Genomic DNA, 25,908 nt, shown 5'->3' on the forward strand with positions numbered 1-25,908 from the left:
GCTCTCGACCCCACCTATTCCGGGGCCGGGGCCTGAGGTGAATCCGCGCCCGGGGGTGCGGGGGGGGGCGGGGGGGGGCCCCGCCGCGCCCCCCGTTCCACCCCCCTGCGCCGTCAGGTCCGGGACTCGCGGACCGGACGGGGTAGGAGCCCCGTGAGGGGCCCGCACAGTACGGCAGTGCCGAGGGGCGGCGGGCGCCGCGGGCGCGGAGGCGCGCGGTCCGGACGCCCCGGCAGGCACGAAGAAGAACGAGGAGCACCGACGTTGCGCATCGACCTCAACTCCGACCTCGGCGAGAGCTTCGGCCGCTGGGAGCTCGGTGACGACCGGGCCCTGCTGTCCGTCGTGACCAGCGCCAACGTCGCCTGCGGCTTCCACGCCGGGGACCCGAGCGTGCTGCGCCGCACCACGGCCGACGCCAAGGAGCGGAACGTGGCCGTCGGCGCGCACGTCGGCTACCGGGACCTCGCCGGGTTCGGCCGCCGCTTCGTCGACGTCCCGCCCGCCGACCTCACCAACGACGTCGTCTACCAGCTGGGCGCCCTGGCGGCGTTCACCCGGCTGGCCGACGACCGCATCCGCTACGTCAAACCGCACGGCGCCCTCTACAACACGATCGTGCACCACGAGCAGCAGGCCGCCGCCGTCGTCGAGGCCGTCCGCGCCTTCGACCCCGGCCTGCCCGTGCTCGGCCTGCCCGGGTCCCGCTTCCTCGCCCTGGCGGAGGAGGCCGGGCTGCGCACCTACCGGGAGGCTTTCGCCGACCGCGCGTACACCCCCGAGGGCGTCCTGGTGTCCCGTCGCGAACCCGGAGCCGTGCTCCACGACCCCGCCGCGATCGCCGAGCGCTGCCTGCGGATCGCCCGCGGCCTGCCGGTCGAGGCGATTGACGGGACGGAGATCGTGATCGCCGCCGACTCCCTGTGCGTGCACGGCGACAGCCCCGGCGCGGTGGAGATCGCCCGCGCCGTCGCGGACCGGCTCCGCTCCGCCGGGGTCGCCGTCGCGCCGTTCACCCGGGAGGCCCCGGCCGCCCCGGAGGACGCGTGACCGTTCCCGTCCGGGGAGGTGCGCACGCGGGGGCGTGCGCACCTCTTCGCGCGAAGACGGCCTGCTGCCGCCGGCAGGTCCGCCACCACCAGGTTGAGGAGTCTTGTTGCGTGTCCTGAAGTGTGCCGACAGCGGGGTGCTCGTGGAGGTCGGGGACCTGGCCGAGGTGATGGCCCTGCGCTCCGCGCTCGAGGCGCACCCCGTCCCCGGCGTCACCGACGTCGTCCCGGCCGCCCGCACCGTGCTGCTGCGGATCGAACCCGGCACACCTCCGGAGGGGATCGCCTCGGCGGTCCGCGCGCTGTCCCCGGCGCCGGGGGCGGAGCGGGCGGCCGGTGACGCGGTCACCATCCCCGTCGTCTACGACGGCGAGGACCTCGACGACGTCGCCGAGCTGACCGGGCTCACCCGGGACGGCGTGGTCAGGGCGCACACCGCGGCCACATGGACCGTCGCCTTCTGCGGTTTCGCGCCGGGGTTCGGCTACATGGTCTGCGACGACCCGCGCCTCCACGTCCCCCGCAGGAGCGAGGCCCGCACCCGGGTCCCGGCCGGCTCGGTCGCGCTCGCCGGCGAGTTCACCGGGGTGTACCCGCGGAGCTCCCCGGGGGGCTGGCAGCTGCTCGGCAGGACCGGGGCCAGGGTCTGGGACCTGGACCGCGAACCGCCCGGCCTGCTCCGGCCCGGGGTCCGCGTACGCTTCACGGACGCGGGATCCCCGGACGCCGGCGCGGACGCGCGGACGGGGGCGACGGCGTCATGAGCGCTCTGGAGATCATCGCCACCGGGCCCCTGACCACGGTGCAGGACACGGGCCGGTTCGGCCACGCCGACCTGGGCGTGGGCCGCTCCGGCGCCGCCGACGCGGCCTCCTACGCCCTCGCCAACAGGCTGCTCGCCAACCCGGAGGGCGCCGCGGCGCTGGAGGCGACCCTGGGCGGGCTGCGCGTGCGGGCCCGGGGAGCGGTGACGGTCGCCGTCACGGGCGCCGAGGCGCCGCTGTCGGTGGACGGGCGCGGCGCCGCCGCGAACACGGTCCTGCACCTGCCCGACGGCGCGGAGCTCACCATGGGCATGCCCTCCCGGGGCCTGCGCACCTACCTGGCCGTGCGCGGCGGCGTGGACGTCCCGCCGGTCCTCGGCTCGCGCAGCACCGACGTGCTCGCCGGGCTCGGACCGGAGGCGCCCGTGCCGGGCGCGGTGCTGCCGGTGGGACCGGCCCCCTCCGGCTTCCCCCGCGTCGACCATGCGGCCGTCGCACCCGTCGGCGGGCCCGAGGCGACCCTCCGGGTCGACCTGGGCCCCCGCGAGGACTGGTTCACCGACGACGCGATCGCCACGCTCCTCTCCGGCGAGTACGAGGTGACCTCCCGCAGCGACCGGGTGGGGGCCCGGCTGTCCGGCCCCGTCCTCGAACGCGCGCCCTCGCGCTCCGGCGAGCTCCCGAGCGAGGGCATGGTCGTGGGCTCCCTCCAGGTACCGCCCGGCGGGGAGCCGGTGCTGTTCCTCGCCGACCACCCCGTCACGGGCGGCTACCCGGTGGTGGCCGTCGTGCGCACGGCGGACCTGCCCAAGGCCGCGCAGGCCCGCCCCGGAAGCCGGATCCGGTTCGCCATGTGAGGCGGGTCCGGGACCGCGGTACTCCCACAGGCCAGAACGAGAGGCAGGAGACACCATGACTTCACCGGCGGAACTCTCACCGAGCCGGGCGCGCGCCCTCTTCAGGGGCGGGCTGAAGGCGCCCACCTCCGGGTACAGCCCGGGGTACGCGCAGGCCAACCTCATCGCGCTGCCGCGCGAGGACGCGTTCGACTTCCTGCTGTTCGCGCAGCGCAACCCGAAGTCCTGCCCGATCCTGGACGTCACGGAGCCGGGGCAGGTGGACGCGTCGGTGTTCGACGGCGACCTGCGCACCGACCTGCCCGCCTACCGCGTGTACCGCGACGGCGCGCTGGTGGAGGAGCGCACCGACGTCACCGACCTGTGGCGGGACGACCTCGTCGCCTTCCTCATCGGGTGCAGCTTCACGTTCGAGACGCCGCTTCTGGAGGCCGGGGTCCCGGTCCGCCACATCGAGGCGGGCAGCAACGTGGCCATGTACGCGACCAACCGGGAGTGCCGCCCGGCCGGTCGCTTCCGGGGCCCGCTCGTCGTCTCCATGCGGCCGATCCCCGCCCACCAGGTCGCCGACGCGGTCCGCATCACCTCGCGGTACCCGGCGGTGCACGGCGCGCCTGTGCACGTCGGCGACCCGGCGGCGCTGGGGATCACGGACCTGGACAGGCCCGACTACGGCGACGCGGTCGAGGTGCGCCCGGGCGAGATCCCCGTCTTCTGGGCCTGCGGGGTGACCCCGCAGGCCGCGGTGACCGCGTCCGCGCCCGAGTTCGCGATCGGGCACGCTCCCGGCCACATGGCGATCACCGACGTCAGGGACTCCTCCTACCAGGTCCCGTAGTCCGCCGGCCGTTCCGGGGCCGGCGGGGTCAGCGGTTCGGGGGAGGCCCGGGGTCCCGTGGCGTCCCGGGCCCGCGCCTGCCGCCCCCGCCCGGAGCCGGGGGCGCCCGGTCCGGCGTGGGGCGGCCGCGGTCGGTCTGCTCACCGTGGATGACGCCCTCGCGCGGGGGCGCGCCGTCGCGTCCCCGCTCGCGGGTGCTGTCGGACCGGTTCGCCCGCGAGGACGTCCGTCCACCGGGCACCACGTCGACGGTGACCGGCAGGACCGCGGTGTGCGCGGCGAGGGTCGCCGGGTCCACGTAGGCGGCTTCGAGGGCGGTGACGGTGGCGGGTCCCGGGCAGGACAGGCCGGGGACCTCCAGGCGCAGGAGGAGGCGCCGGCCCTCCCCCGAGCGGAAGTCGCCGAGCTCGACCACGAGCGACCCGTCGGGCAACCGGCGGGACGGCGTCCCCCCGACGACCCGGGCGCCGTTCAGGCGGGGGCCGACCGGTACGCGCAGGGACACGGCCCGGGCGGTCCCGGCCGGGGGGTACCCGGCCTCCCGGGCGACGGGGGCGCACGCCGTGTCGGGGTCCTCCGCGCGCCCGGGCGCGGTGATGTCGAGCAGGACGGACACGGTGGCGTCGGAGTCCAGGGGGACGGAGTCGGGGTCCAGAAGGGCGGAGAGGCGCATGTCGGCTCCCGGTGGGTCGGTGGCGTCCCCAGCGTAGGCACGGGCGCCGGTGTCCGCCCGGCCCGCCGTGGCACGCGGCCGGGGCCGGGGCGGGCGGGTCAGAACCCGCGCAGCCCCAGACGCCGCAGCTCCAGGCCGGCCAGCGCGTCGACGGCCCTCCGGTCGTCGGCGTGCCACGCGCCCGCCGGGTCCTCGTGCACGCCGACGAGCCTCGACGGCGCCACCGACGCCAGGGCGCGCAGGGCCAGGAGCCGCGAGCGGGCCTCAGGGGCGAGTCCGCGCAGCCGCCGGGTGGCGCCGGCCTGGCGCACCCAGCGGACCCGGGCGGGCAGCCACGTCGCCGCGACCAGCAGCAGGGGGAGCGAGACGGTGAGCAGCGGAAGGGTCAGCGCCAGCGACGCCACCGACTCCCGGAAGGAGTCGCCCGCGGAGGCCAGGGACTCCCCGGTCCCGCTCATGCCGGTGAACGGGGCGGCGAGCGCCTCCCCGGCGACGGGCACCCTCCGGGCCTGCTCGGCGGCGCCGGCCATGTGCTCGGTGAACCCCCGGCCGGTGTCCTCCAGCAGTTCGCCGGGACGGTCCAGGGCCAGGACGGTCTCGCGCAGCGACAGCGCCGCGCGGACCCAGACGTAGACCCAGGCCAGGACGAGCACGTCGGAGGCGATCTGGACGAACGCGCGCACGGGGTGGTCGGCGTACAGCTTCACGGGGACTCCCGGGGGGTAGGGGGCGGTCGCGGGTCGGGACCCACGGTTGCGCGTTACCCGCTTCCGGGGCCGTTCGCACCGGTCGGCGCCGATTCCCCGTGCGCCGGCCGCCCTCCCGGTGGACGGTCCCGGCCCTGAGGGGCGGCAGGACGCCCCGGGCCGGTGCGCAGACGCGCCGGACCGGGGGCGGTCGCAGCGGCTCGCCCCCGGTCAGGACACGGGTCCGCCCCGGGCGGACCCGTGTGGTCACGGGGTCCCGCCCGGGGCGGTGGGAAACGGTGTCGGAGCGAGGGCTCGGGAGGCGCCGCGACACCGCGGCGGGCCGGTTGCGGTCCCGGGAGGGCCGGCCCGCCCTGTGGCTAGCCGCCCTTGACCTCCGCGGGGGTGCGGTCCCCGCCCTCGCCGCCCACGGCCGCCCCGCCCGTGGCGGTCGCCTCGGCGGCGGGCGCCGCGTCGGCCCCCTCGGCGTCGGCGTCGGCGGACCCGGTCGCCGTGGAGCCGTCCTCCCGGGCGCGGGCCGCGGCCCCCTCCTCGGCGTCGTAGCTCATCAGGGCGTCCATGTCGATGGTGTTCGGCCTGTCCAGGACCTCCCGCAGGCGGTCGCGGTCCAGGCCGCCGGTCCAGCGGGCGATGACCAGGGTGCCGACGGCGTTGCCGATCAGGTTGGTCAGCGAGCGGGCCTCGGACATGAAGCGGTCGATGCCGACGATGAGCGCGATGCCCGCGAGCGGGATGACGTCGCCGAAGGCGGCCAGCGAGGCGGCCAGGGTGACCAGGCCGGCGCCGCTGACGCCCGCCGCGCCCTTGCTGGAGAGCAGCATGAACAGCAGGAGGCCGATCTGCGTCCACACGGAGATGTCGGAACCGGTCGCCTGGGCGATGAAGATGGCGCCCATGGTCATGTAGATCGCGGTGCCGTCCAGGTTGAACGAGTACCCGGTCGGGATGGTCAGGCCGACCACGGACTTCTTGACGCCCGCGGCCTCCAGCTTGACCAGCATGCGCGGCAGGACCGACTCGCTGGAGGAGGTGCCCAGCACGATCAGCAGCTCGTCGCGGATGAGGCGCAGCACCTTGAACAGGCTGAACCCGGCCAGGCGGCTGACGATCCCGAGGACCACCACGATGAACAGCACACAGGTGATGTAGAAGCTGATCATGAAGTAGGCGAGGCTGCCGAGCACCTGGCCGCCGTACTCGCCGATCGTGAAGGCCATGCCGCCGAACGCGCCGAGCGGCGCGGTGTACATGACGATCTTGATGACGCCGAACATGACGTGCGACATCGTGTCCAGGGCGCGGACCGCGGTCTGGCCGCGCTTGCCCAGCATGGTGAGGGCGCAGGCGACCAGCACGGCCAGGACGAGGACCTGGATGAGCTGGCCGTCGACGAAGGCCCCGAAGAAGGATTCGGGCACCATGTGCAGGATGAAGCCGGAGATGCCGCCCTCGGCGCCCTCCGCGGCGGCGATGGTGTCGGCCGCGTCGGCCTCGTCGAACGACATGTTCAGGCCGGCGCCCGGACGCATGATGTTGACGGTGACCAGGCCGATGGCGAGGGCGATCACGGTCAGCGCGGTGAAGTACACGAGCGTGCGCAGGGCGAGCCCGCCGGCCTTGGCGAGGTTGCCGAGGCTGGCGATGCCGACCACGACGGTACAGAAGATCGTCGGCGCGATGACGACCTTGACGAGCTTGATGAACAGGTCCGCGAGCCAGCGCATCTCGGCGCCCTGGGCCGGGAAGAGCAGGCCGACGGCGATGCCGAGGGCGATGCCGACGAGCACCCAGAAGTAGAGGTGGCGGTAGATGGGCTTCTTGGGCGGGGCCGGTGCCTTGTCGGCGCCCTGCCCTGCTGTGGCGGCGCGTCCGAAACTCGGCATGGCCTCTCCTTCAGGGTCCTGTGTGGCGGGTCACAGGAACTTTCGCCGAGGTGTGTTCGGGGGCCAAGTCACGCGGGGGAAACTTAAGATTTACCTGACATTCGATCACGCTCTGTCGTGCTTTGCGACGCCTTGGTTAACTTTGCGTTGCCGACGCGGGTCGGTTCCTGGGCGCGGGCGTGCCCCGTTCCGGGGTGTCGGCCGGTGCGCGCCCCGTTCACCTGCGAGGACGGGGCGGCCGCGGTGGGGAGGCGGCCCGGGGCTCAGGTTCCGGGCGCGTCGGCTCGCGGGCGCACCCGCACGAGCTGGGAGAGCAGGGCCAGCACCGGCAGTTCCAGGAGCGGGCCGGCCACCAGCGCCACCGCGACGAGGGGCCGGTCGGGGAAGGCCGCCACGGCGATCGCCAGCGCGATCGGCGAGTTGCGCGCCGCGGTCGTCATGACCAGCGTGACCCGCTGGTCGGGGGGAAGGCGCAGCAGGCGCGACGCGAGCAGGGCCGCCGACGGCGCGACGACGAAGAACAGGACCAGGGGAGGGACCAGGCCCGCCAGGTCGCCCAGGTGGGAGGCGACCGTGCGCGCCTGCCAGGCGAACATGGCGAGCACCGCCGCGTACAGCAGCGGGAGCACCGCGCGGGAGGCCCGGGGCGCCATGACGCCGTCCCGCCAGGCGGCGCCCCTCCACCTGCGGGCCGCCCACCGGGCGGCCACCGCCAGGACCAGGGGGACCACCAGGACCAGCAGGACCGCCTCCACCAGGGTCCCCGTGTCCACCATCGCCGCGTCGCCGCCGAGGAGCAGCACGTACACGGGCAGCAGCAGGAGTTGGAGGACCAGGTTCACCGGCAGCACCGCCGCGGCCATGCCCATGTGGCCCCGGGCCAGGCCGGTGAACACCAGGTACCAGTCCGTGCACGGGGTGACCAGCAGCAGGAGGAGGCCGATCCGCAGGTCGGGCGAGTCGCCGAGCAGCCCGGCGCCCAGGGCGCCCGCGAGCAGCGGCGTGAACACGAAGTTGAGCACGAGGCCGGCGGCGACGGCGGAGCGCGCGGAGCGCGCCTCCCGCACCTGGCCGGCGTCGACCTGCACGAACACCGCTGTCAGCATCAGCATCAGGGCGGGCAGCACGAGGTGCCCGGCCGCCCCGCCGACCGGCAGCAGCAGGCCCAGGCCCAGCCCGCCCAGTGCGGCCATCGCCACGAACACACTCTGGAACTTCTCTGACGTGGACACGCGGCGGCTTCCTGGTGGGCGGGACGGGCGTGTCCACGCTAGTCGCCGCACGCCTCCCAGGGGTTTCCCGCCCCCTGCGGCGCGACGCCCCTCCGCTAGGATCACGCGGATGACCGTGGAGCACATCTGGCGCGGAGCCTTCGACAACGCCGAGGTCGACGCCCTCCACGCACGAGGGTTCGGGTACGCGCCCGGGGACGCGGCGGACGTGTGGGGGCGCGTCAACGACCACAGCCTGGGCTGGGTGTGCGCCCGCCGGGGGGACGAGCTCGTCGGCTTCGTCAACGTGGTCTGGGACGGGGGCGTCCACGCGTTCGTCCTGGACACCGTGACCGACCCGCGCCTGCGACGCGCCGGGATCGGCGCCGGGCTGGTGCGCCTCGCCACCGAGCGGGCCCGGGACGCCGGGTGCCGGTGGCTGCACGTGGACTTCGAGCCGCACCTGGAGCCCTTCTACCTCCGGGCGTGCGGGTTCGCCCCCACCCGGGCGGGCCTCATCGCCCTGTGAACGGGGGGCGGACGACGCCGGGCCGCGCCCGGGGGCAGGCGTCACCCGCTCCACGCCCCGGCGCGCGCGGCACGGCGGGCGTATGCGTCGAACCCCGTGGCCGGTCGGCCCAGCGCCCGCTCCACGCCGTCCGCCGGACTGGAGTTGCGGCCGTCCAGGATCTCCCCGAAGAGGGCCGCCAGGCCCCGTGCCACCTCGACGGGTACCCCGGCTCCGACGGCTCCGGCGACGAACTCCTCCTCCGTGACCTCGAGGTAGGCGACGGGGCGTCCGGAGGCCCCGCCCACGATCCGGGCGGCCTCGGTGAACGTGACGGCCTCCGGGCCGGTCAGCTCGTACAGCACCCCCGCGTGGCCGTCCGAGACCAGCGCCCGCACCGCGACCTCCGCGACGTCGTCGAGGTCGACGAAGGGCTCGGGCACGTCGGGGACGGGCAGCGCCAGGGTGCCGTCCATGACCGGCCCCAGCAGGAAGCTCTCGGAGAAGTCCTGGGCGAACACCGAGCAGCGCAGCACCGTCAGCCCGGGGAACACCCGGCGGACGGCCTCCTCCGCGGCCCGGGCCCCCTCCTCCCCTCGGCCGGAGAGCAGGACCATGCGTCGCGCCCCCCGCTCCGCCGCGCGGGCGGCGAACGCGGAGACGGCCCGCTCCGCCCCCGGGAAGGCGAGGTCGGGGTGGAAGCACAGGTAGACGGACGTGACGTCGTCGAGGACGGCGTCCCAGGTGGCGGCGTCGTGCCAGTCGAAGGCGGGGGCGCCCGCGCGGGAGCCGACCCGGACGTGTGCGCCGAGGCGGCGGAGGAGGGAGGTGACGCGGCGGCCGGTCATGCCGGTGCCGCCGGTGACGAGGACGGTGTCGTTCGTGTTCATGGCCCCAGTCCACCACGGCAAACTCGGATGGAACATGATGGTTCTGCTGATTTTCATAAGAGAACGTCCAGAAACTGCAATCCGTGGGACTAGGATGCCGGTATGGACCCCCTCGTGCACCTCCTGGACGGCCCCCGCGCGCGCGGCGCCTTCACGCTGCGCGCGGTGATGAGCCCGCCGTGGGCGATCGACGTGCGGGACGGCGCCGCCCTGGCCCTGGTGGTGGTCACCTCGGGGCGCGCCTGGGTGGGCAGGCCCGGGACCGAGGCCGAGGCCGGGCCCGGAGACGTCGTGCTCGTGCGAGGACCCGCCCCCTACACGGTCGCGGACCGGAGCGGTCGCGCCCCGTCCATCACCGTCCTCCCGGGGCAGCGCTGTGTCGCCGGGGACGGGCAGGAGGTCCGCCTGGCCATGAGCCACGGCGTCGGGACCTGGGGCAACGACCCCGGCGGCGCGGACACGATGGTGGTCGGGGCGTACGAGGACGACAGCGAGGTCGGGCGGCTGGCGCTGGCCGCGCTGCCGCCGCTGGCGCTCCTCCCCGCGGGGCGGGTCGACCCCGCGCTGGTGGACCTGCTGGCCCGCGAGATCACCACCGGCCGGGTCGCCCAGGCGAGCCTCAACGACCGGCTCCTCGACTGCTTGCTGGTCATGGCGGTACGGGCCTGGCTGGAGGACAACCCGGACAGCGCGCCGAACTGGCTGAGCGCCCAGCACGACCCCGTCGTCGCCCGGGCGCTGGAGGCGCTGCACGAACGCGTCGCCGACCCCTGGACCCTGGACACCCTGGCGGGGGAGTGCGCGGTCTCCCGCGCGACCCTCGCGGCCAGGTTCCAGAAGGCGGTGGGGACCCCGCCCATGACCTACCTGCGCACCTGGCGGCTCACCGTCGCGGGGGACCTGCTCACGGCCCGGCCCGAGCTGGGCCTGGAGGCGGTGGCCGCCCGTGTCGGGTACGGGAGCGCGTTCGCCTTCAGCGCGGCCTTCAAGAACCACACGGGTGCGAGCCCGTCGTCCTACCGCCGGGCCGCGTCCGGGTCCTGAGACCCCCGGAGCCCCGTCCTCGCCCGCGTGGTCCCGGCCGCGGCGGAACGTCCGCCGGGGCCGCCACGGTGTGTGTCCGGTAGGTTCCGCACAGGAAGCCCATGACGGAGAGGACCCCCGTGGCCGACAGGACCCAGGCGTTCGACCAGCTCACCGACGACTACCGCCGCTACCGCCCCGACTACCCCGCGGTGCTCCTCGAACGGCTCGACGGGCACGTCCGCGCCGGGGAGCGGGGGTCCTGGCCCGCGCCGTGGCTGATGCTCGATGTGGGCGCGGGGACCGGGATCTCCACACGGGCCCTGCGCCGCGTGTTCGGTCCCGCGCCCCGGATCGTCGGGGTCGAACCCGGCCGGGCCATGCGGCGCACGGCCGAGGCGGGCGCCCCCGAGGGGGTCGAGTTCGTCGAGGGCAGGGCCGAGGAGGTCCCCTTCCCGGACTCCTCGGCCGTCCTCGTGCTCGCGGCGCAGGCCGTGCACTGGTTCGACCGGCCCGCGTTCTACGCCGAGGCCGCGCGGCTGCTCGCGCCCGGCGGGACCGTCGCGGTCCTCAACAACGACCGCGACTGGACCGCCGGCGCGTTCGTGGACGCCTACGAGGGCCTCCTGGAGGAGTACGGGGACGACCACCGCCGCGACTACCGGGCCTACGACACCGCGGGCGAGATGAACGCCGCCGACGGCCTGGCCGACGCGGTGGAGAGCAGCGCCTCCTGGACGCGCGTCCTCGACCCCGAGGGGTTCGTCGGCACGGCCCTGTCCTCCAGCAAGGTGGCCGCGGTGGTCCGCAACATCGGGGAGCGGCGCACCCGCGACGCCCTCGCCGCGCTCGTCGCCGAGCACTTCCCGGAGGGGGAGGTGCGGATCCCCTACACGTCCAGGCTCTTCCTCGCCCGCCGCGAGGGCTGAGCCCGGAGGGGCCGGTCCGCGCGGGCCGGGGCGCGCCCCGGCCCGCTGCCGCCCCGGTTTCGTCGACCCGTGGCGGGCCCGCGCGGGGCGGGCGCGGCCACCGCCGGACGGAACCGGTCACGGGCCGCGCCGGCGGCACGGGTCAGGCGAGCCGCTTCTTGAAGCCGACGTGGGAGGCGGCGTACCCCAGGCCGGCGTAGAAGCGGTGCGCGTCACCGCGCGTGGAGTCCGAGGTCAGCTGGAGCACCTTCGCCCCGCGTCCGCGCGCCTCCGCCTCGGCCCAGGCCATCATCTCCGAGCCCACACCGCTGCCCCGCTCGTCCGCGTGCACGCGGACCCCCTCCACCTGTGCGCGTGTCGCGCCGCGGTGGGAGAGACCGGGAAGGATCGTCAGCTGCAGGGTCGCGACCACCCTCCCGTCGCGGCGCGCCACGGCGAGGACGTGCCGGGGGTCGGCGTCGACCGCCTCGAACGCCGCGAGGTAGGAGGCGTGGTCGTCCGGGTCCTCGCGTCGCGAGCCGAGCACGTCGTCGGCGAGCAGGGCGACGATCGCCGCCATGTCCTCGGCGCGGGCGCGGTCGATGACGAGGGTGGTGGGCATGGGCTCTCCTCGGAGGACAAGGGGGTACGGCACCCCCGAACCGGCACGGGTCCGTCCGGTCCATGGATACAGGGTCCGCCGGTGCGCACCCCCGCGGGGCCCGCCGCACGGGCGCCCGACCGGTCGGACCCGCGCCGCACCGTCAGAGCAGCAGCCGGGCGACGGCCGCGAGGTCCGCCACCACCGTGGTCGCGTGCGCGAGCTCCGCCGGAGGGCTCGTGGTCGCCACCGCGAGCACGGGCATCCCGGCGGCGATCCCGGCGCTCGCCCCGTTGGGGGAGTCCTCCACCACCACGCACCTCTGCGGGGAGACCCCCATGCGCTCGGCGCCCAGCAGGTACGGCTCGGGGTCGGGCTTGCCCTCGGTGACGTCGTCGGCGGTCACCAGCACCCGGGGGAACGGCAGCCCGGCCGTCCCGAGGCGGGAGCGGGCGATCCTGTCGCCCCCGGACGTGACGACCGCCCAGGGGCGCCCGCGGGCGTCGAGTTCGGTGAGCAGGCCCAGGGCCGCGGGCAGGGCCCGGACCCCGTCGCCCGCGGCGGCCTCGTGGGCCTCGATCCGCCGGGCCTCCTCGACCGGGTCCAGGTGCGGGGCGACCAGGCGCGCCAGTCCGATGTCGGTGCGCCCGTGGCTGTGCTCCAGGACCTCGTCCACGTCGAGGCCGCGTTCGGCGGCCCACGCCGTGAGGCCGGCGCGGACGCTCTCCATGGAGTCCACCAGCACGCCGTCCAGGTCGAACAGCACCGTCGCCCCGTCGTAGCCGCCCACGTCGCCCCCTCGGTTCCGGATCGGTCGCTCCTCCAGGGTGCCAGAACCCGGTGCGGCGCGCGGCGGTCGGAACGGGCGGGACGCGCCCCGCCCGCGGTCGGCCGCCGGAGGGCGGTCAATTACAGTTGACCCATGGACACCGAACAGCTGATCGCCCTCGCCCGCGCCACCGACGGCGACGACCCCCTGGCCGGTCTCGACGCCACGATGCGCGTCCGCAGGGAGATGGAGCGGGTCGAGGCCGTACTCGTGCGCCGGGCGCGCAACCGGGGCTCCACCTGGGCCGAGGTCGCGGAGGCCCTCGGCGTCTCCAAGCAGGCCGTCCACAAGAAGTACGGGGGGCGGGGGGTCCTCGGCTCCCAGAAGTAGGGACCGCCCCGCGCGGCTCGGTCAGCGCAGCGCCGCCACGAACCTCTCCATGCGCCCGCCGAACCCCTCCGCGTCGCCGAACCACACCGCCACCGAGTCCGCCCCGGCGGCCGTCAGCTCCCGGAACAGCTCCACGGCGCGGCCGAAGCCCTCCTCGTCCCCGGACCAGGCGATCCGGGTGCCCGACCGGACGGGGCGGTCGGTCAGGCACCGCAGCCGGTTGCGCGCCGCCACGAACTTCTCCGCGGTCAGTCCGACGCCCTGCCACTCGTCGCCCCACTCGGCCGCGCGCCGCAGCGCCCGGTCGGAGGCGCCGCCGACCATCACCGGCACGGGACGCGCCGGGCGGGGCTCGAACACGCCGCTCCCGTAGGAGTGGAACCGGCCCTCGAACGGGCCGCCGCCCCCGAACAGGTGCCGCAGCAGCCGCAGCGTCTCGTCCGTCCGGGCCCCGCGTGTGGCGAAGTCGGCCCCCACCGCGGCGAACTCCTCCTCGGACCAGCCGACGCCCACCCCCAGCACGAACCTCCCTCCCGACAGGGCGTCCAGGGTCGCCGCCTGCTTCGCGAGGACCAGGGGGTCCCGCAACGGCGCCACCAGCACCGACGTGCCCAGCCGGATCCGCGTGGTGCGGGCGGCCAGGTGCGCCAGGGTCACCAGCGGCTCGTACACGCCGCCGAACGTGGTCCCGTACGGGGCGGGCGGCAGCAGGTGGTCCGGAAGCCACACGGCGTCCACCCCCAGCTCCTCCGCCCGGACGCCCAGGTCGGTCAGGGTCCCCGGGGGCATCTCCGGGGACTCGTCGGGGAGCACCACCTGGAGGCGGGTGCCGGTGATCGGTTCGGTCAGCTCGCTCATGAGCCGACGGTAGACCGTGTCGCCGGCTCCCGGGGAGACCCTCTCCGGCGGGCCAGGCCCCCGGCCCCGTGGACACGCCCGTTCCGGCGCCGGGCCCTCACCGCCCCTCGGGCAGCGTCACCCGGGCGAGGACCGCCCGGTGGTCGCTGCCCGTGACCTCCACGACCTCGAACGCGCCGACGCCCATCGACTCGTCGACCAGCACGTGGTCGATGGTGACGCCGGGCAGCCCGCCCCCCGTCGGCCATGTGGGCTCCAGCCCCCGGCCGTGGACGGTCGCGGCGCTCACGTAGCCCTCGTCCAGGACGCGGCGCAGCTCGGCGTGGTCCAGGGTGGCGTTGAAGTCGCCGGCCAGGATCCTGAGACCCGGCCGGTGGAGGCGGTTCCCGGGGTCCGCGGCCGCGGGTTCCGCGTCCCCGGGACCGGACAGGGCGCGCAGCCCGTCCCGCCACCCGTCCATGGTCCCGGGGGCCAGGGGAGGCAGGGGGTGCACCGACACCACCTCCACGGGGAAGGAGTACCCGGGCACCTCCATGCCGGCGCGGGGCATCGCGAACGCCCCGGTCCCCGCCGCCGCGTCGCCCAGGTCGGTGAGGGGGAGGGCCGCGTGGACGCTGCTGCCGTGCACACCCGCGGCCGAGTGGTCGACGGTGTGGGGGAGGAGGTCGTCGAGCCCGGCCTCGGACAGGGCCTCCAACAGGTCAGGTGTGACCTCCTGGAGGGCGAGGACCGTCACCTCGCGGTCGCGCACCAGTGCGACCACCTCGGCGACGTCGGCGCCGCCGCCGAGGGCGTTCAGGCTCATGACCCGCAGCTCCGGGCCGCCGGCCCCGGAGATCCCGAAGGGGATCGCGCGCGGTACGACGGCCGCCGCGAGGACGGCCGCCGCCGCGACCAGCACGGCCAGCGGCACCCACCGCCGCAGCAGGCCCGCGGCCGTCGCCGCCAGGAGCGCGGCCCCCAGCACGTACGGGGTGTAGGCCAGCACGGGCACCAGCGGCCATCCCCGCTCCAGGCCGAGCCCCCGCAGCGCGGCGAACACCGCGAAGCCCGCCGCCGCCAGCGCGACCAGGACGGTCACGGCCGCCGAGCGGCGGCGGGCGGCCGGAGCCGCAGGAGCCGTTCCCCGTGTCCCCACCTGATCCATGACCCCGACCTCCGTGTCCCGCGGACGGTCGCGCCCGCCCCGGATAGGACTCCCCCCGGGGGTGGCGGGTTCGGGCGGTTTCCGGCGGGAGCCGCGCCAGGAGCGCCGGGGCGCGATCCCACCGGCCCCGGGGCCCGCCGGGGGCAGGCGGTCCCGCACCGCAGGCCCTCGGCGTACCCCTCGCGGAACGCCGCTCGGACCCGGCCCCGCCCGGACCCTCGCGGGCCCGGGCGCGACGCGGCCCGCGTCCCCGCGCCCGCCGACTCCCGCGCCGCCGACGCGGCGTCCGGCAGCCGCGCGGCCCGGTCCCCTCGCCGACGGGGCGGAGACCGCGCGGTGCGGCGCACGGCCGACCCCTCCGGCCGCACTCACGGCCGGGCGGCGGCCTCCGTCAACCGCTTCCACGCCTTCTCCAGGTGCGGATGGCCCGCTCCCGGGCGCCGCACCAGGTAGGCCGTGTCGACGGGCGGATCCGCCGGGTCCAGGAGCGTGACCAGGCGGCCGTCCTCCAGCGCCGACTGGCACAGGTACCGCGGCAGCACCGTCACCCCGGCGCCGCCGACCACCGCCGCCAGCACCCCGCGCAGGTCGGGCACGGTGACCGCGGGCGTGCAGGTCAGCCGCACGCCGAACACGTGGCGCCAGTACCGGCGCAGGAGGGGCAGGTCGTCGTCGTACGCCACCAGGGGGGTCGCGCACAGCGCCGAGGAGCCCTGGCGGCCCAGCCGTTCGCGGTGGATCCGCCGCGCCCACCCGGGCGACGCCACCAGGACGGACTCCGTGTCCGCCAGCGGATCGGCGACCAGCGTGCGACCGCGCGGCCGCACCGTCGACAGCACCAGGTCGTGCCTGCCCGAGCGGAGTCCGTCCAGGAGGTCGTCGGCCGGTCCGGTCCGGGCCCGCAGCCGCACCCCCTCCTCCACCAGCGGGGCGAGGGCGGGCAGGACCAGGCAGTGGAGCGCCTCGGCGGGCCCCGCCAGCCGCAGCGGCACGGGCGGGGAGGCCGCGTCGCCGCCGTTCTCCCCGGCCACCGCCTCCAGGGCGTCCAGCGGCTCGGCGATCCGGGCGGCCAGGTCGTTGGCCTCGGCGGTGGGGGCCACGCCCCGGGGCAGCCGGTCGAACAGTTCGTGGCCCAGCCTCCGCTCCAGCGAGCGGATCTGCGTGGTCACCGTCGGCTGTGACAGCCGCAACAGCTGGGCGGCCGCGGTGAAGGAGCCCGACCTGTGCACGGCCAGGAAGGTGCGCAGCTGCTGGAGGTCCAGCGACCCGGCAACCGATCCATTGGAATCTCTATAGGTCACCTTGCCGATTTTATTGGTGGACGAATACGTTGCCGCACTAGTGTCTGCCTGGACCGGGGCAGCCCGGTCCACCGCACACGACGTCCGGAGGTTGCGCCATGCCAGTCACCAGCAGGGAAGTCCATCTCGTCGCCCGCCCCTCCGGCGAGCCCGAGCCCGCCGACTTCTCCCTCGTCGAGACCGAGGTCGGCGACCCCGGAGCCGGGGAGGTCCTCGTGCGCAACTCGTGGATCTCCGTGGACCCCTACATGCGGGGCCGCATGAACGACGCCAAGTCCTACGTCCCGCCCTACCGCCTCGGCGAGGCGATGGACGGCGGTGCGGTGGGCACCGTGGTCGCCTCCGGCAGCGACGACGTCCCGGTCGGCGCCACGGTCCTGCACTCCGCCGGGTGGCGCGAGTACGCACTCCTGCCCGCCGGGGCTGCGCGCGTGGTCGACCCCGGCCTCGCCCCCGTCGAGAACTACCTCAACGTCCTCGGCATGATCGGCCTCACCGCCTACGCCGGGCTCGTCGAGGTCGCCCCCGTGAAGGAGGGCGACGTGGTGTTCGTCTCGGGAGCCGCGGGAGCGGTCGGCTCGATCGCCGGCCAGATCGCCCGCAAGCTCGGGGCCTCCCGCGTGGTCGGATCGGCGGGCGGCCCGGAGAAGCGGCGCCGGGTCGTCGAGCAGTTCGGCTTCGACGCCGCCATCGACTACCGCGAGGGCGACCTGGAGGGGCAGCTCGCCGAGGCCGCGCCCGACGGGATCGACGTCTACTTCGACAACGTCGGAGGCGCCCACCTGCGGGCGGCCATCGCGGCGATGCGCGACCACGGGCGGATCGCCCTGTGCGGCGCGATCTCCCAGTACAACGCCACCGAGCCCGTCCCGGGGCCGGACAACCTGTTCCTCGCGGTCGGCAAGCGGCTCAACCTGCGCGGGTTCATCGTCGGCGACCACGCCCACCTGGCGGCCGAGTACGCCCGGCTGGCGGCGGGCTGGATCGCGGACGGGGAGCTGCGCACCGAGGAGACCGTGGTCGACGGCATCGACAACGCCGTCCGGGCCTTCCTCGACATGATGCGGGGGGCGAACACCGGCAAGATGCTGGTCCGCCTCGCCGACTGAGCCCTTGCCTGGAGTGCACTCCAGGTTGCCATCATGGGTGACACGCCCCGCAGCCACCACGGACCTCCGTGACCACGGAAAGGCTTCCATGCAGTACGTCACGCTGAACAACGGCCTCACGATGCCGCAACTCGGGTTCGGTGTCTGGCAGGTCGCCGACGACGCGGCCCAGGCCGCCGTCGAGACCGCCCTGGAGAGCGGCTACCGCAGCATCGACACGGCCAAGCTGTACGAGAACGAGGCCGGTACGGGCCGTGCGCTCGCGGCGTCGGGCCTCCCCCGGGAGGAGTTGTTCGTCACCACCAAGCTGTGGAACGACGACCAGGGGTACGACAACGCGCTCAAGGCCTTCGACGCCAGCCTCGACCGGCTCGGCCTGGACTACGTCGACCTGTACCTCATCCACTGGCCGGCGCCGGCGAGGGGCGCCTACGTCGAGACCTGGAAGGCCCTGGAGCGCATCCACTCCGAGGGGCGGGCCAAGGCCGTCGGGGTGTCCAACTTCACCGCCGCGACCCTGGACCGCGTCGTGGAGGAGGGAGACGTGGTCCCGGCCGTCAACCAGATCGAGCTGCACCCCTACTTCTCCCAGGAGGCCATGCGGGCGGCCAACGCCCGGCACGGCGTCGTCACCGAGGCGTGGAGCCCCCTGGGCCAGGGCAAGGACCTGCTGCAGGACCCCGTGCTCGGCGCGATCGGCGCCGCGCACGGCAAGTCCGCCGCACAGGCGGTGCTGCGCTGGCACATCCAGAGCGGCAACGTCGTGATCCCCAAGTCCGTGACCCCGTCGCGGATCCGGGAGAACTTCGACGTCTTCGACTTCGAGCTGTCCGGTGACGACATGGACAAGATCGGGTCGCTGAACCGTGACGGCCGGATCGGTCCGGACCCCGACACCCTCGGCTGAGAGCCGTCTCCTCCGGGGCCGTGACCGGGCCCGGGGATGGGATCATCCGACGCTCCCGGGCTGTGGAAACAGCCCGGGAGCGTCTTTCGCGGGACGAAACGGCTGGGGCGTGAAGCAAACGTCTCGCCCTGCGCATGGCCGGAACCGGACGAAACGGTACGCGCGCGCACCACGGCCCACACCCTTCCCAAGGGCCGGTCCGCAAGGGGTATGGACCTGCTGGACGTCTCGGGTCAGGACCTTCGCCGCCCCCGAGTGGCGTGGTGCCGAACAGAGGCGTACAGTCCCTCTGGTGCGCCGGGAAACATACGACGGCGGACACCAGCTCTCCTCTACGCGAAACCAGATCCATGACCGTCGTCCCCCTTCGTGCCGCACGCGTGTACCGCTCGGAGAACGCCGAGCGCTCCGTCCACGCCTGGTGCCACAAAGCCCTGAGCCAGTGGCCCGAACTCGGGCCCCTTCCGCCTGTGGAGACCCGTCTGGGGAGCACTCAGGCCTTTCGCGCCGAAGGCGGTGCCGGCACCCCGGTACTGGTCCTGTCCGGCACCAACTTCAACGCCGCCACCACGGTCCCCGCCGCCCGCGCCCTGTCCGCGGACCGGCCGGTGCTGCTGGTCGACGTCCCCGGACAGCCCGGCCTCAGCTGCAGCCAGCGGGTCGGCGGGACCAGGATCGAGACCTACGGCGCGTGGCTGGACGAGCTCCTGCCCCGGATCACCGACGGGCCCGTCCTGGTGCTGGGACACTCGCGCGGCGCCGCCATCGCGCTCGCCTCGACCCCGTCCCCGCTGGTCGCGGGGATGCTGCTGCTCAACCCCGCGGGGCTCACCGCCGCCGGTGTCAGCTCGGAGTCGATGCGCGCGACGCTGCCCTGGATGATCCACCCCAACGAGCAGACCAGCGGTCGCCTCGTCGAGTTCCTCAGCGGCCCGTCCGCGGAGGAGTGCGCCGAGCGCCGCGCCGAGGCCGAGTGGCTGACCATGGTGGCCCGCTACTGCCGCACGGGGACCACGCCCAACCCGCTCCACGGCGAGCAGTTCCGCGCCTGGGCGGACACGCCGGTCGCCGTGGCGACCGGATCGCACGATCCCTTCTTCTCCCCCGCGCGCCTGCACGGGCCGGCCCGCCGGTTCCTGAACACCGGGGTCCACACGATCGAGGGCGCGGGCCACCTGTCGCTGTACGAGCAGCCCGAGAGGGTGTGCGAGCTGCTGCGCGGGCTCGACGCCTGACCCGCCCCCGTGGCGGCCTCCCGCCGCACACGGGCGCGGCCCCGCCGCCGCGCTCCCGCCCCCCGCGCCAACGCGGCGGGCCGGACGTGTGAGCCGCTTCCGCGTCCCCCGGTTCCGTCCGCCCGTCCTCCGGCGCCGCGCCGCCGAACGGACGGCCCCTCCGCGTGCCTCCGCCGTGCTCCCGGCCGACCTGCGCGGCGCCGTCCTTTCAGGTTTTTCTGGTGTTTTTGATCTAAAAGAGCACAGTGTGGCAGGGATATTTATTTAAAACGGGATTGACGTCATTTCCTATGAAATGGACGTGGGTGAATCTGTCTTTCCCGATGCGTATCCTTGCCCGGGGCCGCTCCGAGAACCCCGGTCCCGCCCGCGCGCCGAAAGCACCCGAAACACCAGAGGGCAGTGCATGTCGAAAAAACTGGCACACGTGCTCGGGCTCGACACGAACCCGACGATCTTCTTCACCTCCGCCGCACTGACCGTCGTCTTCGTGGTGTGCGCCATCGTCTTCACCGACACGGTGGACACCGTCTTCGGCGCCGCCTCGCAATGGATCCTGACCCATCTCGGATGGCTCTACATCCTCGGGGTGACGTCCTTTCTCGCCTTTCTCGTGTGGATCGCGTGCAGCCGCTACGGCGGTGTGCGGCTCGGCCCCCCGGGCAGTGCGCCGGAGTACGGCAACCTCGCCTGGTTCTGCATGCTCTTCGCGGCCGGGATCGGCAGCATCCTCATGTTCTGGGGCGTGGCCGAGCCCATCAGCCACTACGCGGACCCGCCTCAGGGCGACGTCGAGCCGGAGTCGGTGGAGGCGGCCAGGCAGGCCATGGGGTTCACGCTGTACCACTTCGGCCTGCACACCTGGACGATCTTCTGCCTGCCGGCGCTGGCCTTCGCCTACTTCGTGTACCGCAAGGGCCTGCCGTTCCGGGTCAGTTCGGTCTTCCACCCGTTCATCGGCGACCGGATCGACGGTCCGCTGGGAAGGACCGTCGACATCGTCGCGGTCCTCGGCACGCTGTTCGGCGTGGCCGTCACCATCGGCCTGGGGACCATGCAGATCAACAGCGGCCTCAACACGCTGTTCGGCATCGAGGAGAGCCGACTCACGCAGCTGGTCCTGATCGCCGTGGTCACGGCCGTCGCGGTCGCCTCGGTGGCCTCGGGGCTCGACGTCGGGATCAAGTGGCTCTCGCTGCTCAACGTCGTCCTCGCCGTCGCCCTGCTGGTGTTCGTCTTCCTGGCGTCCTCCCCGCTCTACCTGGCGAAGGGCACCATCGAGACCGTCGGCGTGTACCTGGAGCGGCTGGTCCCGCTGTCGTTCTGGAACGACACCTTCGGCAACACCGGCTGGCAGGGCGCCTGGACGGTCTTCTACTGGGCGTGGACCATCACCTGGTCGCCGTTCGTCGGGATCTTCATCGCCCGTATCTCCAAGGGCCGCACCATCCGCGAGTTCGTGCTCGGCGTGCTCGTCCTGCCCACGGCCTTCAGCATCGTGTGGTTCGGCGTCTTCGGCCTGTCGGCCTTCGACATCGAGATGAACCGGGGCGGCGGGCTGGTGCGGGAGGTGGCCGTGGAGCAGGACATACCGGGCGCTCTGTTCGCGTTCCTGGAGCACTTCCCGATGGCCACGTTCGTCTCGGCCGCCTCGATCCTCATCGTGGTCATCTTCTTCACCACGTCCTCGGACTCGGCGTCCCTGGTCGTGGACATGCTGTGCTCGGGCGACGCCGTCACCCCGGTCCGGCAGCGGGTGTTCTGGGGTGTCACCGAGGGCGTGGTCGCCGCGACGGTCCTCACCGCGACGGGCGTGGGCGGCCTGGACGCCCTGCAGCAGACGATCATCGTGTTCGGCCTGCCGTTCTTCGCGATCGGCTTCTTCATGATGGCCGGGCTCGTGCGCTCCCTCCGGGCGGAGGAGGGGGAGGGGGTCCGGCGGGCGCGCGACATCCCGCTCGCCACCCGGGCCCGCCGGATGGCCCGGCGCGACACGAGGGGGGCCGTCCGCGCCCGGGTGCGCCGCGGGGGGACCGGGGCGCGGCGCGGCGGGTGAGCGGATCCGGGCGGGGGTCCCGCCCCGGCGGGCCGGCCGCCGCGCCCCGGGGTCGCGGTCGGCCGGAACCTACGACGGGTCGTCGCGCGGGTCCTGGCCGACGGCCGGCAGGATCACCTCGTCCACGATCCGGGCCACGTACTCCTCGTCGGGGAAGGCCTGGTGGTCCATGCCGTACTTGATCATCATGGCCTCGCCGATGTCGACGGTGAGGGGTGTGACCCGTGCGGGGTCGATCCGGCCCCGCCCGGCGTAGTGCTCGAGCACGGTGCGGGTGAAGCGACCGCCGCGCGCGTCGAACACCTCCTCCGTGAACCGCCTGTACAGGTCGGGGTGGTGCTGCGCCTCGGCGACCACGGCGAACATCGCCTGGCCGCGGGTGCCGTCGACCATGACGCCCCGCAGGAGCATGAGGGCGCGGACGAGGTCGCCCCGCAGGTCGTCGGCCCCGGGCGTGGGCACCTCCTGCGGGAGGGTGTGGTACATCGCGTCGATCAGGATGTCGCCGGGGGTGGGCCAGCGCCGGTACAGGGAGGTCTTCGCGGTACCGGCGCGGCGGGCGACGCCCTCCATGGACAGCCGGGAGAGGCCGACCTCGGCGGCCTCGGCGAGGACCGCCTCGTGGATGGCGTCGAGCAGTTCCCTCCCGCGCCTGCGCGTGGCCCGGGGCGCGTCCGGCCGCGTGCGGTCCCGCGCGCCCCCGCCCCCGGAGGGGGCCTCCTTGTGTCCGCCGGGGCGCTCCCCGGCCCGGTCCCGCGCCGCGTCGTCCGCCAACCCTGCCTCCCCTGGCCGCTTCCGGCCGGGAATCGGTTTCCCAAACAAGAAACGGTGTCGTATCTTAAAAACGTCGTTGGATACGCCATCGTATCCAATCCCCATCCACCTTGCCCCGCCCTGCCCCGTGCGGCGTGAACGGAGCTTCCCGTGTCCCTCCCACCTCCCCCCGGAACCACCGCCTCCGGCGGCGTCCCGCTCAGCCGGCGGTCCCTGGCGCCCGACCTGTCCCGCGGCGTGATGCTGCTGGTGATCGCCATCGTGCACGCCCACATCTTCCAGGAGATGGTCGGCGGCGACCCGCAGGCGCCGGGTGCGGCGTTCGACGCCGCCACCACGGTCTTCGTGATGACGTTCGCCGAGGGGCGCGGCTACCCCATGTTCGCCGCGCTGTTCGGCTACGGGCTCGCCCGGATCCACCTGCGCCGCGTGGCCGAGGGGCAGCCCTGGCCGCGGGTGCGCTCCCTGGTCCGCAGAAGGGGGCGCTGGCTGGTCCTCATCGGGGTCCTGCACACCGTCCTGCTCTTCTTCGGTGACATCATCGCCGTCTACGGGCTCATCGCCCTCATGTTCGCCGGGCTCCTCCACGTCGGCGACCGGAGGCTGCTCGCCCACGGGTTCACCTGGATGGCCCTCGGCACGCTGGTCTACGCCTTCCTCAACACCCTCCCCTCCTTCACCGACCCCGCCGCCGGGGGAGGGGTCCTCACCGGGAGCCCGCTGGCGGACATGGTGACACGGCTGTTCACGTGGCCGGTCATGACCCCGATGCTCCTGATGACGTCGGTGTTCCCGTTCGCCGTGGGGGTGTGGGCGGCCCGCCGCCGCGTCATGGAGGAGCCCGGTCTCCACCTCGGCCTGCTGCGCCGGAGCGCCTTCGCCGGCATCCCCGTCGCCGTTCTGGGGGGACTGCCGTACGGCCTGGCCTCGGCCGGGCTGTGGGAGACCGCCGGCGCGGCCGAGACCGCTCTCGCCTGGCTGCACCTGCTCACCGGCTACGCGGGCGGCTTCGGCTACGCGGCGCTCATCGCCCTGCTCGCGGTCCGCCTCGGAGACCGGCGGGGCCCGGTGGTCCGGGCACTGGCGGCCACCGGCCAGCGCTCGATGACGTGCTACCTCCTGCAGTCGGTGGGGTGGTCCGTGCTGTTCGCGCCGTACGCGCTCGGCCTGGCGTCGGATCTCTCCGAGCTCGGCTCGGTCCTGGTCGGCGCGGCCGTCTGGCTGGCCACCGTGGTGATCGCCGACGTCATGCGGCGCACGGGGGCGCGCGGACCCGCAGAACGCCTCCTGCGGTGGGGCACCTACCGGGAGCCCCGCTCCGGCTCCGCGACCGTGACGGCGCAGGCGCGCTCCGGCGGCTGAGCACGGCTCGCGTCCGCCGCGGGAAAACCCGTGGAGGCCGCCGGTCGGGGTGCACGATGATGGTCCGATGACCACTTCCGACGACGAGCGCTTCCTCGCCGCCACCGCCGACCGGCTCGCCTCCCTCCCCGCCGTGCGGGCCGTCGCCCTCGGAGGCTCCAGGGCCCAGGGCTCCCACCGGCCCGACAGCGACTGGGACCTGGCCCTCTACTACCGGGGCCGGTTCGACCCGCAGGACCTGCGGGACACGGGCTGGCCCGGCGAGGTCTCGGAGCTCGGGGACTGGGGCGGCGGCGTCTTCAACGGCGGAGCCTGGCTGCGGATCGACGGACGGGCCGTGGACGTGCACTACCGCGACCTCGACGTCGTCGAACACGAGCTCGCCGAGGCGGGCGCGGGCCGGTTCCGGGTGGAGCCGCTCATGTTCCACCTGGTCGGCATCCCCAGCTACCTCGTCGTCGCCGAACTCGCGATCGGCCGCGTCCTCGTCGGGGACCTGCCCCGGCCCGACTACCCCGAGGCGCTGCGCCGGTCCGCGCCACCGGTCTGGCGCGGTCTGGCCTCCGCCACCCTGGCCTACGCCGAGCGCAACCACGCGCCCCGCGGCAGGGTCGCCCAGACCGCGGGCCTGGTCGCCCAGGCGGCCTCCCACACGGCGCACGCGGTACTGGCCGGCCGGGGGGAGTGGGTCACCAACGACAAGGAGCTCCTGGCCCGGGCGGGTCTGGAGGAGGTGGACCTCGTGGTGGCGGGGATGACGGCCGACCCCCAGGACCTCGTCGCGGGGGTGGCGGAGGCCGGCCGGATCCTCGCGACGGCCTGAGGCGGGGGGCGGCCGCGGCCGGCCCCCGCCGCGGGGTCACGCGCCCGGCCTCCGCCCGGGGGAGGCCTCCCCGCCGCGCGCTCCGCGCCGGGAGGCGGTCACCACCAGCGTCAGCACGCCCGCGACCAGGCCCCAGAACGCCGACCCCACCCCGAGCAGCGTGAACCCGGACGCCGTCGCCAGGAACGTCACCACCGCCGCCTCCCGGGACCGTTCGTCCGACAGCGCGGACGCCAGGGACCCCCCGATCGTCCCGAGCAGGCCGATCCCCGCGATCCCCAGGACCAGGGTGGCGGGCAGGGCGGCCAGCAGGGACGCCACCGTCGCCCCGAACACGCCGACGCACAGGTAGAAGACCCCCGCCCACACCCCCGCGAGGTAGCGGCGTTCCGGGTCGGGATGGGCCTGCGGACCGGTGCAGATGGCCGCGGTGATCGCCGCCAGGTTCATCCCGAAGCACCCGAACGGGGCCAGCACCATGTTGGTGGCCCCGGTCCATCCGATCACGGGGGAGACCGGTACCCGGTAGCCGTCGCCGCGCAGGACCGCCACCCCGGGCAGGTTCTGGGACGCCATGGTCACCACGAACAGCGGCACTCCCACGCTCACCAGCACCTGCCACGAGAACTCGGGCACCACGAACACCGGAGCGGCGAGCGCGGGCCGCACCCCGCCCAGGTCCAGGGTCCCCCGTGCGGCGGCGGCCGCCGCGCCCGCGGCCAGGGACAGGATCACGGCGTAGCGCGGCAGCCACCGCCGGGACAGCAGGTACGCCGCGAACATCGCGGCCACCACCGCGAAGTCGTCCTCCATGCTCGTGAAGAGGCCGACCCCGAACTGGAGCAGGACCCCGGCCAGCAGCCCCGCCGCGAGCGGGACGGGGACCCGGTCCATCACCCTCTCGAACCAGCCGGTGACCCCGCTCAGGGTGATCAGGGCGGCCGAGAACAGGAACGCCCCGACGGCCTGCGCCATCGTCACCCCGTCCAGGCCCACCGCCAGCAGCGCCGCGCCCGGCGTGGACCACGCGGTGACCACGGGGGCCCGGTAGCGCAGCGACAGCCCCACACAGGTCACCGCCATGCCCACGCCCAGGGCGAGCATCCACGAGGCGATCTCCCCGGAGGACGCCCCGGCGGCCTCGGCGGCGGTGAACACGATCGCCGCCGAGCTGGTCACCCCGACCAGGACGGCGATCAGACCGGCGGCGACCGCGGGGACGGGGGCGACGCTTCCGATGCGGCGGGCGAGGGTTCTCATGGTCG

Annotated in this window: 26 protein-coding genes; 14 read left to right on the top strand and 12 right to left on the bottom strand. The window is 74.7% G+C overall.

Features of this window, described 5'->3' with window-relative positions; genetic code table 11:
* The first annotated feature begins 264 nt into the window (after positions 1 to 264).
* From ACWGL3_RS05545 to ACWGL3_RS05560, 4 genes are all read left to right on the top strand, one after another.
* Positions 265 to 1,050, top strand: a complete 786-nt coding sequence (locus ACWGL3_RS05545) for a LamB/YcsF family protein (protein WP_267948473.1) — start codon at positions 265 to 267, stop codon at positions 1,048 to 1,050.
* A gap of 106 nt (positions 1,051 to 1,156) precedes the next feature.
* Positions 1,157 to 1,813 (top strand): 5-oxoprolinase subunit B family protein, encoded by a 657-nt coding sequence (locus tag ACWGL3_RS05550; RefSeq protein WP_267948474.1) that lies wholly within the window; start codon positions 1,157 to 1,159, stop codon positions 1,811 to 1,813.
* Positions 1,810 to 2,670 carry a 5-oxoprolinase subunit C family protein gene (locus ACWGL3_RS05555; RefSeq protein ID WP_267948475.1) on the top strand — a complete coding sequence of 287 codons (861 nt, stop codon included), beginning with the start codon at positions 1,810 to 1,812 and terminating at the stop codon, positions 2,668 to 2,670. The genes ACWGL3_RS05550 and ACWGL3_RS05555 overlap by 4 nt, the downstream gene beginning before the upstream one ends.
* 55 nt (positions 2,671 to 2,725) lie before the next feature.
* On the top strand, positions 2,726 to 3,508 hold the full coding sequence (locus ACWGL3_RS05560) for a putative hydro-lyase (protein ID WP_267948476.1): 783 nt from the start codon (positions 2,726 to 2,728) through the stop codon (positions 3,506 to 3,508).
* A 28-nt stretch (positions 3,509 to 3,536) separates the two neighbouring features.
* On the opposite strand, the gene ACWGL3_RS05565 is transcribed toward ACWGL3_RS05560, so the two are convergent.
* From ACWGL3_RS05565 to ACWGL3_RS05580, 4 genes are all read right to left on the bottom strand, one after another.
* Positions 3,537 to 4,181, bottom strand: coding sequence for a hypothetical protein (locus tag ACWGL3_RS05565; protein ID WP_452460934.1), 645 nt, complete (start codon positions 4,179 to 4,181; stop codon positions 3,537 to 3,539).
* A 98-nt stretch (positions 4,182 to 4,279) separates the two neighbouring features.
* On the bottom strand, positions 4,280 to 4,888 hold the full coding sequence (locus ACWGL3_RS05570) for a hypothetical protein (RefSeq protein ID WP_267948478.1): 609 nt from the start codon (positions 4,886 to 4,888) through the stop codon (positions 4,280 to 4,282).
* A 359-nt stretch (positions 4,889 to 5,247) separates the two neighbouring features.
* Positions 5,248 to 6,771, bottom strand: a complete 1,524-nt coding sequence (dctA, locus tag ACWGL3_RS05575; protein ID WP_267948479.1) for a C4-dicarboxylate transporter DctA — start codon at positions 6,769 to 6,771, stop codon at positions 5,248 to 5,250.
* 263 nt (positions 6,772 to 7,034) lie between these two features.
* Complete coding sequence (locus ACWGL3_RS05580; protein WP_267948480.1) at positions 7,035 to 8,003, bottom strand: arsenic resistance protein; 969 nt, start codon at positions 8,001 to 8,003, stop codon at positions 7,035 to 7,037.
* A 109-nt stretch (positions 8,004 to 8,112) separates the two neighbouring features.
* On the opposite strand from ACWGL3_RS05580, the gene ACWGL3_RS05585 reads away from it, so the two are divergent.
* On the top strand, positions 8,113 to 8,511 hold the full coding sequence (locus ACWGL3_RS05585) for a GNAT family N-acetyltransferase (protein ID WP_267948481.1): 399 nt from the start codon (positions 8,113 to 8,115) through the stop codon (positions 8,509 to 8,511).
* 41 nt (positions 8,512 to 8,552) lie between these two features.
* On the opposite strand, the gene ACWGL3_RS05590 is transcribed toward ACWGL3_RS05585, so the two are convergent.
* On the bottom strand, positions 8,553 to 9,380 hold the full coding sequence (locus tag ACWGL3_RS05590; RefSeq protein ID WP_267948482.1) for a Rossmann-fold NAD(P)-binding domain-containing protein: 828 nt from the start codon (positions 9,378 to 9,380) through the stop codon (positions 8,553 to 8,555).
* Between the two features lie 102 nt (positions 9,381 to 9,482).
* Here ACWGL3_RS05590 and ACWGL3_RS05595 point away from each other — a divergent pair, with 102 nt between their 5' ends.
* Complete coding sequence (locus tag ACWGL3_RS05595) at positions 9,483 to 10,424, top strand: AraC family transcriptional regulator (RefSeq protein ID WP_267948483.1); 942 nt, start codon at positions 9,483 to 9,485, stop codon at positions 10,422 to 10,424.
* 119 nt (positions 10,425 to 10,543) lie between these two features.
* Complete coding sequence (locus ACWGL3_RS05600; RefSeq protein ID WP_267950271.1) at positions 10,544 to 11,332, top strand: class I SAM-dependent methyltransferase; 789 nt, start codon at positions 10,544 to 10,546, stop codon at positions 11,330 to 11,332.
* 142 nt (positions 11,333 to 11,474) lie between these two features.
* Here ACWGL3_RS05600 and ACWGL3_RS05605 read toward each other — a convergent pair whose 3' ends face one another.
* Complete coding sequence (locus ACWGL3_RS05605; RefSeq protein WP_452460935.1) at positions 11,475 to 11,933, bottom strand: GNAT family N-acetyltransferase; 459 nt, start codon at positions 11,931 to 11,933, stop codon at positions 11,475 to 11,477.
* A gap of 142 nt (positions 11,934 to 12,075) precedes the next feature.
* Positions 12,076 to 12,702, bottom strand: coding sequence for an HAD-IA family hydrolase (locus tag ACWGL3_RS05610; RefSeq protein WP_267948485.1), 627 nt, complete (start codon positions 12,700 to 12,702; stop codon positions 12,076 to 12,078).
* Positions 12,703 to 12,834: 132 nt separating this feature from the next.
* Between ACWGL3_RS05610 and ACWGL3_RS05615 the strand changes: the two genes are divergently transcribed.
* Complete coding sequence (locus ACWGL3_RS05615) at positions 12,835 to 13,071, top strand: hypothetical protein (protein WP_267948486.1); 237 nt, start codon at positions 12,835 to 12,837, stop codon at positions 13,069 to 13,071.
* Between the two features lie 21 nt (positions 13,072 to 13,092).
* Here ACWGL3_RS05615 and ACWGL3_RS05620 read toward each other — a convergent pair whose 3' ends face one another.
* The 3 genes from ACWGL3_RS05620 to ACWGL3_RS05630 form a co-directional block, all read right to left on the bottom strand.
* Positions 13,093 to 13,929 (bottom strand): TIGR03619 family F420-dependent LLM class oxidoreductase, encoded by an 837-nt coding sequence (locus ACWGL3_RS05620; protein WP_267948487.1) that lies wholly within the window; start codon positions 13,927 to 13,929, stop codon positions 13,093 to 13,095.
* A gap of 97 nt (positions 13,930 to 14,026) precedes the next feature.
* The gene (locus ACWGL3_RS05625; RefSeq protein WP_267948488.1) at positions 14,027 to 15,076 is read right to left on the bottom strand and encodes an endonuclease/exonuclease/phosphatase family protein; all 1,050 of its coding nucleotides are present in this window, start codon (positions 15,074 to 15,076) and stop codon (positions 14,027 to 14,029) included.
* Between the two features lie 368 nt (positions 15,077 to 15,444).
* Positions 15,445 to 16,377 (bottom strand): LysR family transcriptional regulator, encoded by a 933-nt coding sequence (locus ACWGL3_RS05630; protein WP_267948489.1) that lies wholly within the window; start codon positions 16,375 to 16,377, stop codon positions 15,445 to 15,447.
* A gap of 98 nt (positions 16,378 to 16,475) precedes the next feature.
* On the opposite strand from ACWGL3_RS05630, the gene ACWGL3_RS05635 reads away from it, so the two are divergent.
* From ACWGL3_RS05635 to ACWGL3_RS05650, 4 genes are all read left to right on the top strand, one after another.
* The gene (locus tag ACWGL3_RS05635; protein ID WP_267948490.1) at positions 16,476 to 17,486 is read left to right on the top strand and encodes an NADP-dependent oxidoreductase; all 1,011 of its coding nucleotides are present in this window, start codon (positions 16,476 to 16,478) and stop codon (positions 17,484 to 17,486) included.
* Between the two features lie 88 nt (positions 17,487 to 17,574).
* Positions 17,575 to 18,393: an aldo/keto reductase gene (locus ACWGL3_RS05640; RefSeq protein ID WP_267948491.1), complete on the top strand. Its 819-nt coding sequence runs from the start codon at positions 17,575 to 17,577 to the stop codon at positions 18,391 to 18,393.
* Between the two features lie 350 nt (positions 18,394 to 18,743).
* Positions 18,744 to 19,628 (top strand): alpha/beta fold hydrolase, encoded by an 885-nt coding sequence (locus ACWGL3_RS05645; RefSeq protein WP_267948492.1) that lies wholly within the window; start codon positions 18,744 to 18,746, stop codon positions 19,626 to 19,628.
* Between the two features lie 406 nt (positions 19,629 to 20,034).
* Entirely contained in the window at positions 20,035 to 21,684 is a 1,650-nt protein-coding gene (locus ACWGL3_RS05650; RefSeq protein ID WP_352986039.1) for a BCCT family transporter, read from the top strand.
* A 69-nt stretch (positions 21,685 to 21,753) separates the two neighbouring features.
* Here ACWGL3_RS05650 and ACWGL3_RS05655 read toward each other — a convergent pair whose 3' ends face one another.
* The gene (locus ACWGL3_RS05655; protein WP_267950272.1) at positions 21,754 to 22,323 is read right to left on the bottom strand and encodes a TetR/AcrR family transcriptional regulator; all 570 of its coding nucleotides are present in this window, start codon (positions 22,321 to 22,323) and stop codon (positions 21,754 to 21,756) included.
* Positions 22,324 to 22,608: 285 nt separating this feature from the next.
* On the opposite strand from ACWGL3_RS05655, the gene ACWGL3_RS05660 reads away from it, so the two are divergent.
* Positions 22,609 to 23,820 carry a DUF418 domain-containing protein gene (locus tag ACWGL3_RS05660; protein ID WP_267948494.1) on the top strand — a complete coding sequence of 404 codons (1,212 nt, stop codon included), beginning with the start codon at positions 22,609 to 22,611 and terminating at the stop codon, positions 23,818 to 23,820.
* A 67-nt stretch (positions 23,821 to 23,887) separates the two neighbouring features.
* Positions 23,888 to 24,643 carry a nucleotidyltransferase domain-containing protein gene (locus tag ACWGL3_RS05665; RefSeq protein WP_267948495.1) on the top strand — a complete coding sequence of 252 codons (756 nt, stop codon included), beginning with the start codon at positions 23,888 to 23,890 and terminating at the stop codon, positions 24,641 to 24,643.
* Positions 24,644 to 24,679: 36 nt separating this feature from the next.
* Here the strand turns inward: ACWGL3_RS05665 and ACWGL3_RS05670 are convergent, their stop codons facing one another.
* Positions 24,680 to 25,903, bottom strand: coding sequence for a benzoate/H(+) symporter BenE family transporter (locus tag ACWGL3_RS05670; protein ID WP_267948496.1), 1,224 nt, complete (start codon positions 25,901 to 25,903; stop codon positions 24,680 to 24,682).
* Positions 25,904 to 25,908: the final 5 nt, after the last annotated feature.

The organism is Nocardiopsis sp. NPDC055824 (assembly GCF_053616335.1).

What these genes read in the sequence shown, in the direction of transcription:
- ACWGL3_RS05555 (WP_267948475.1), top strand. Translation starts at nt 1,810, where the DNA reads ATGAGCGCTCTGGAGATCATCGCCACCGGGCCCCTGACCACGGTGCAG.
- ACWGL3_RS05560 (WP_267948476.1), top strand. Translation starts at nt 2,726, where the DNA reads ATGACTTCACCGGCGGAACTCTCACCGAGCCGGGCGCGCGCCCTCTTC.
- ACWGL3_RS05565 (WP_452460934.1), bottom strand. Translation starts at nt 4,181, where the DNA reads ATGCGCCTCTCCGCCCTTCTGGACCCCGACTCCGTCCCCCTGGACTCC.
- dctA (WP_267948479.1), bottom strand. Translation starts at nt 6,771, where the DNA reads ATGCCGAGTTTCGGACGCGCCGCCACAGCAGGGCAGGGCGCCGACAAG.
- ACWGL3_RS05585 (WP_267948481.1), top strand. Translation starts at nt 8,113, where the DNA reads ATGACCGTGGAGCACATCTGGCGCGGAGCCTTCGACAACGCCGAGGTC.
- ACWGL3_RS05590 (WP_267948482.1), bottom strand. Translation starts at nt 9,380, where the DNA reads ATGAACACGAACGACACCGTCCTCGTCACCGGCGGCACCGGCATGACC.
- ACWGL3_RS05595 (WP_267948483.1), top strand. Translation starts at nt 9,483, where the DNA reads ATGGACCCCCTCGTGCACCTCCTGGACGGCCCCCGCGCGCGCGGCGCC.
- ACWGL3_RS05605 (WP_452460935.1), bottom strand. Translation starts at nt 11,933, where the DNA reads ATGCCCACCACCCTCGTCATCGACCGCGCCCGCGCCGAGGACATGGCG.
- ACWGL3_RS05615 (WP_267948486.1), top strand. Translation starts at nt 12,835, where the DNA reads ATGGACACCGAACAGCTGATCGCCCTCGCCCGCGCCACCGACGGCGAC.
- ACWGL3_RS05620 (WP_267948487.1), bottom strand. Translation starts at nt 13,929, where the DNA reads ATGAGCGAGCTGACCGAACCGATCACCGGCACCCGCCTCCAGGTGGTG.
- ACWGL3_RS05625 (WP_267948488.1), bottom strand. Translation starts at nt 15,076, where the DNA reads ATGGATCAGGTGGGGACACGGGGAACGGCTCCTGCGGCTCCGGCCGCC.
- ACWGL3_RS05635 (WP_267948490.1), top strand. Translation starts at nt 16,476, where the DNA reads ATGCCAGTCACCAGCAGGGAAGTCCATCTCGTCGCCCGCCCCTCCGGC.
- ACWGL3_RS05640 (WP_267948491.1), top strand. Translation starts at nt 17,575, where the DNA reads ATGCAGTACGTCACGCTGAACAACGGCCTCACGATGCCGCAACTCGGG.
- ACWGL3_RS05645 (WP_267948492.1), top strand. Translation starts at nt 18,744, where the DNA reads ATGACCGTCGTCCCCCTTCGTGCCGCACGCGTGTACCGCTCGGAGAAC.
- ACWGL3_RS05650 (WP_352986039.1), top strand. Translation starts at nt 20,035, where the DNA reads ATGTCGAAAAAACTGGCACACGTGCTCGGGCTCGACACGAACCCGACG.
- ACWGL3_RS05665 (WP_267948495.1), top strand. Translation starts at nt 23,888, where the DNA reads ATGACCACTTCCGACGACGAGCGCTTCCTCGCCGCCACCGCCGACCGG.
- ACWGL3_RS05670 (WP_267948496.1), bottom strand. Translation starts at nt 25,903, where the DNA reads ATGAGAACCCTCGCCCGCCGCATCGGAAGCGTCGCCCCCGTCCCCGCG.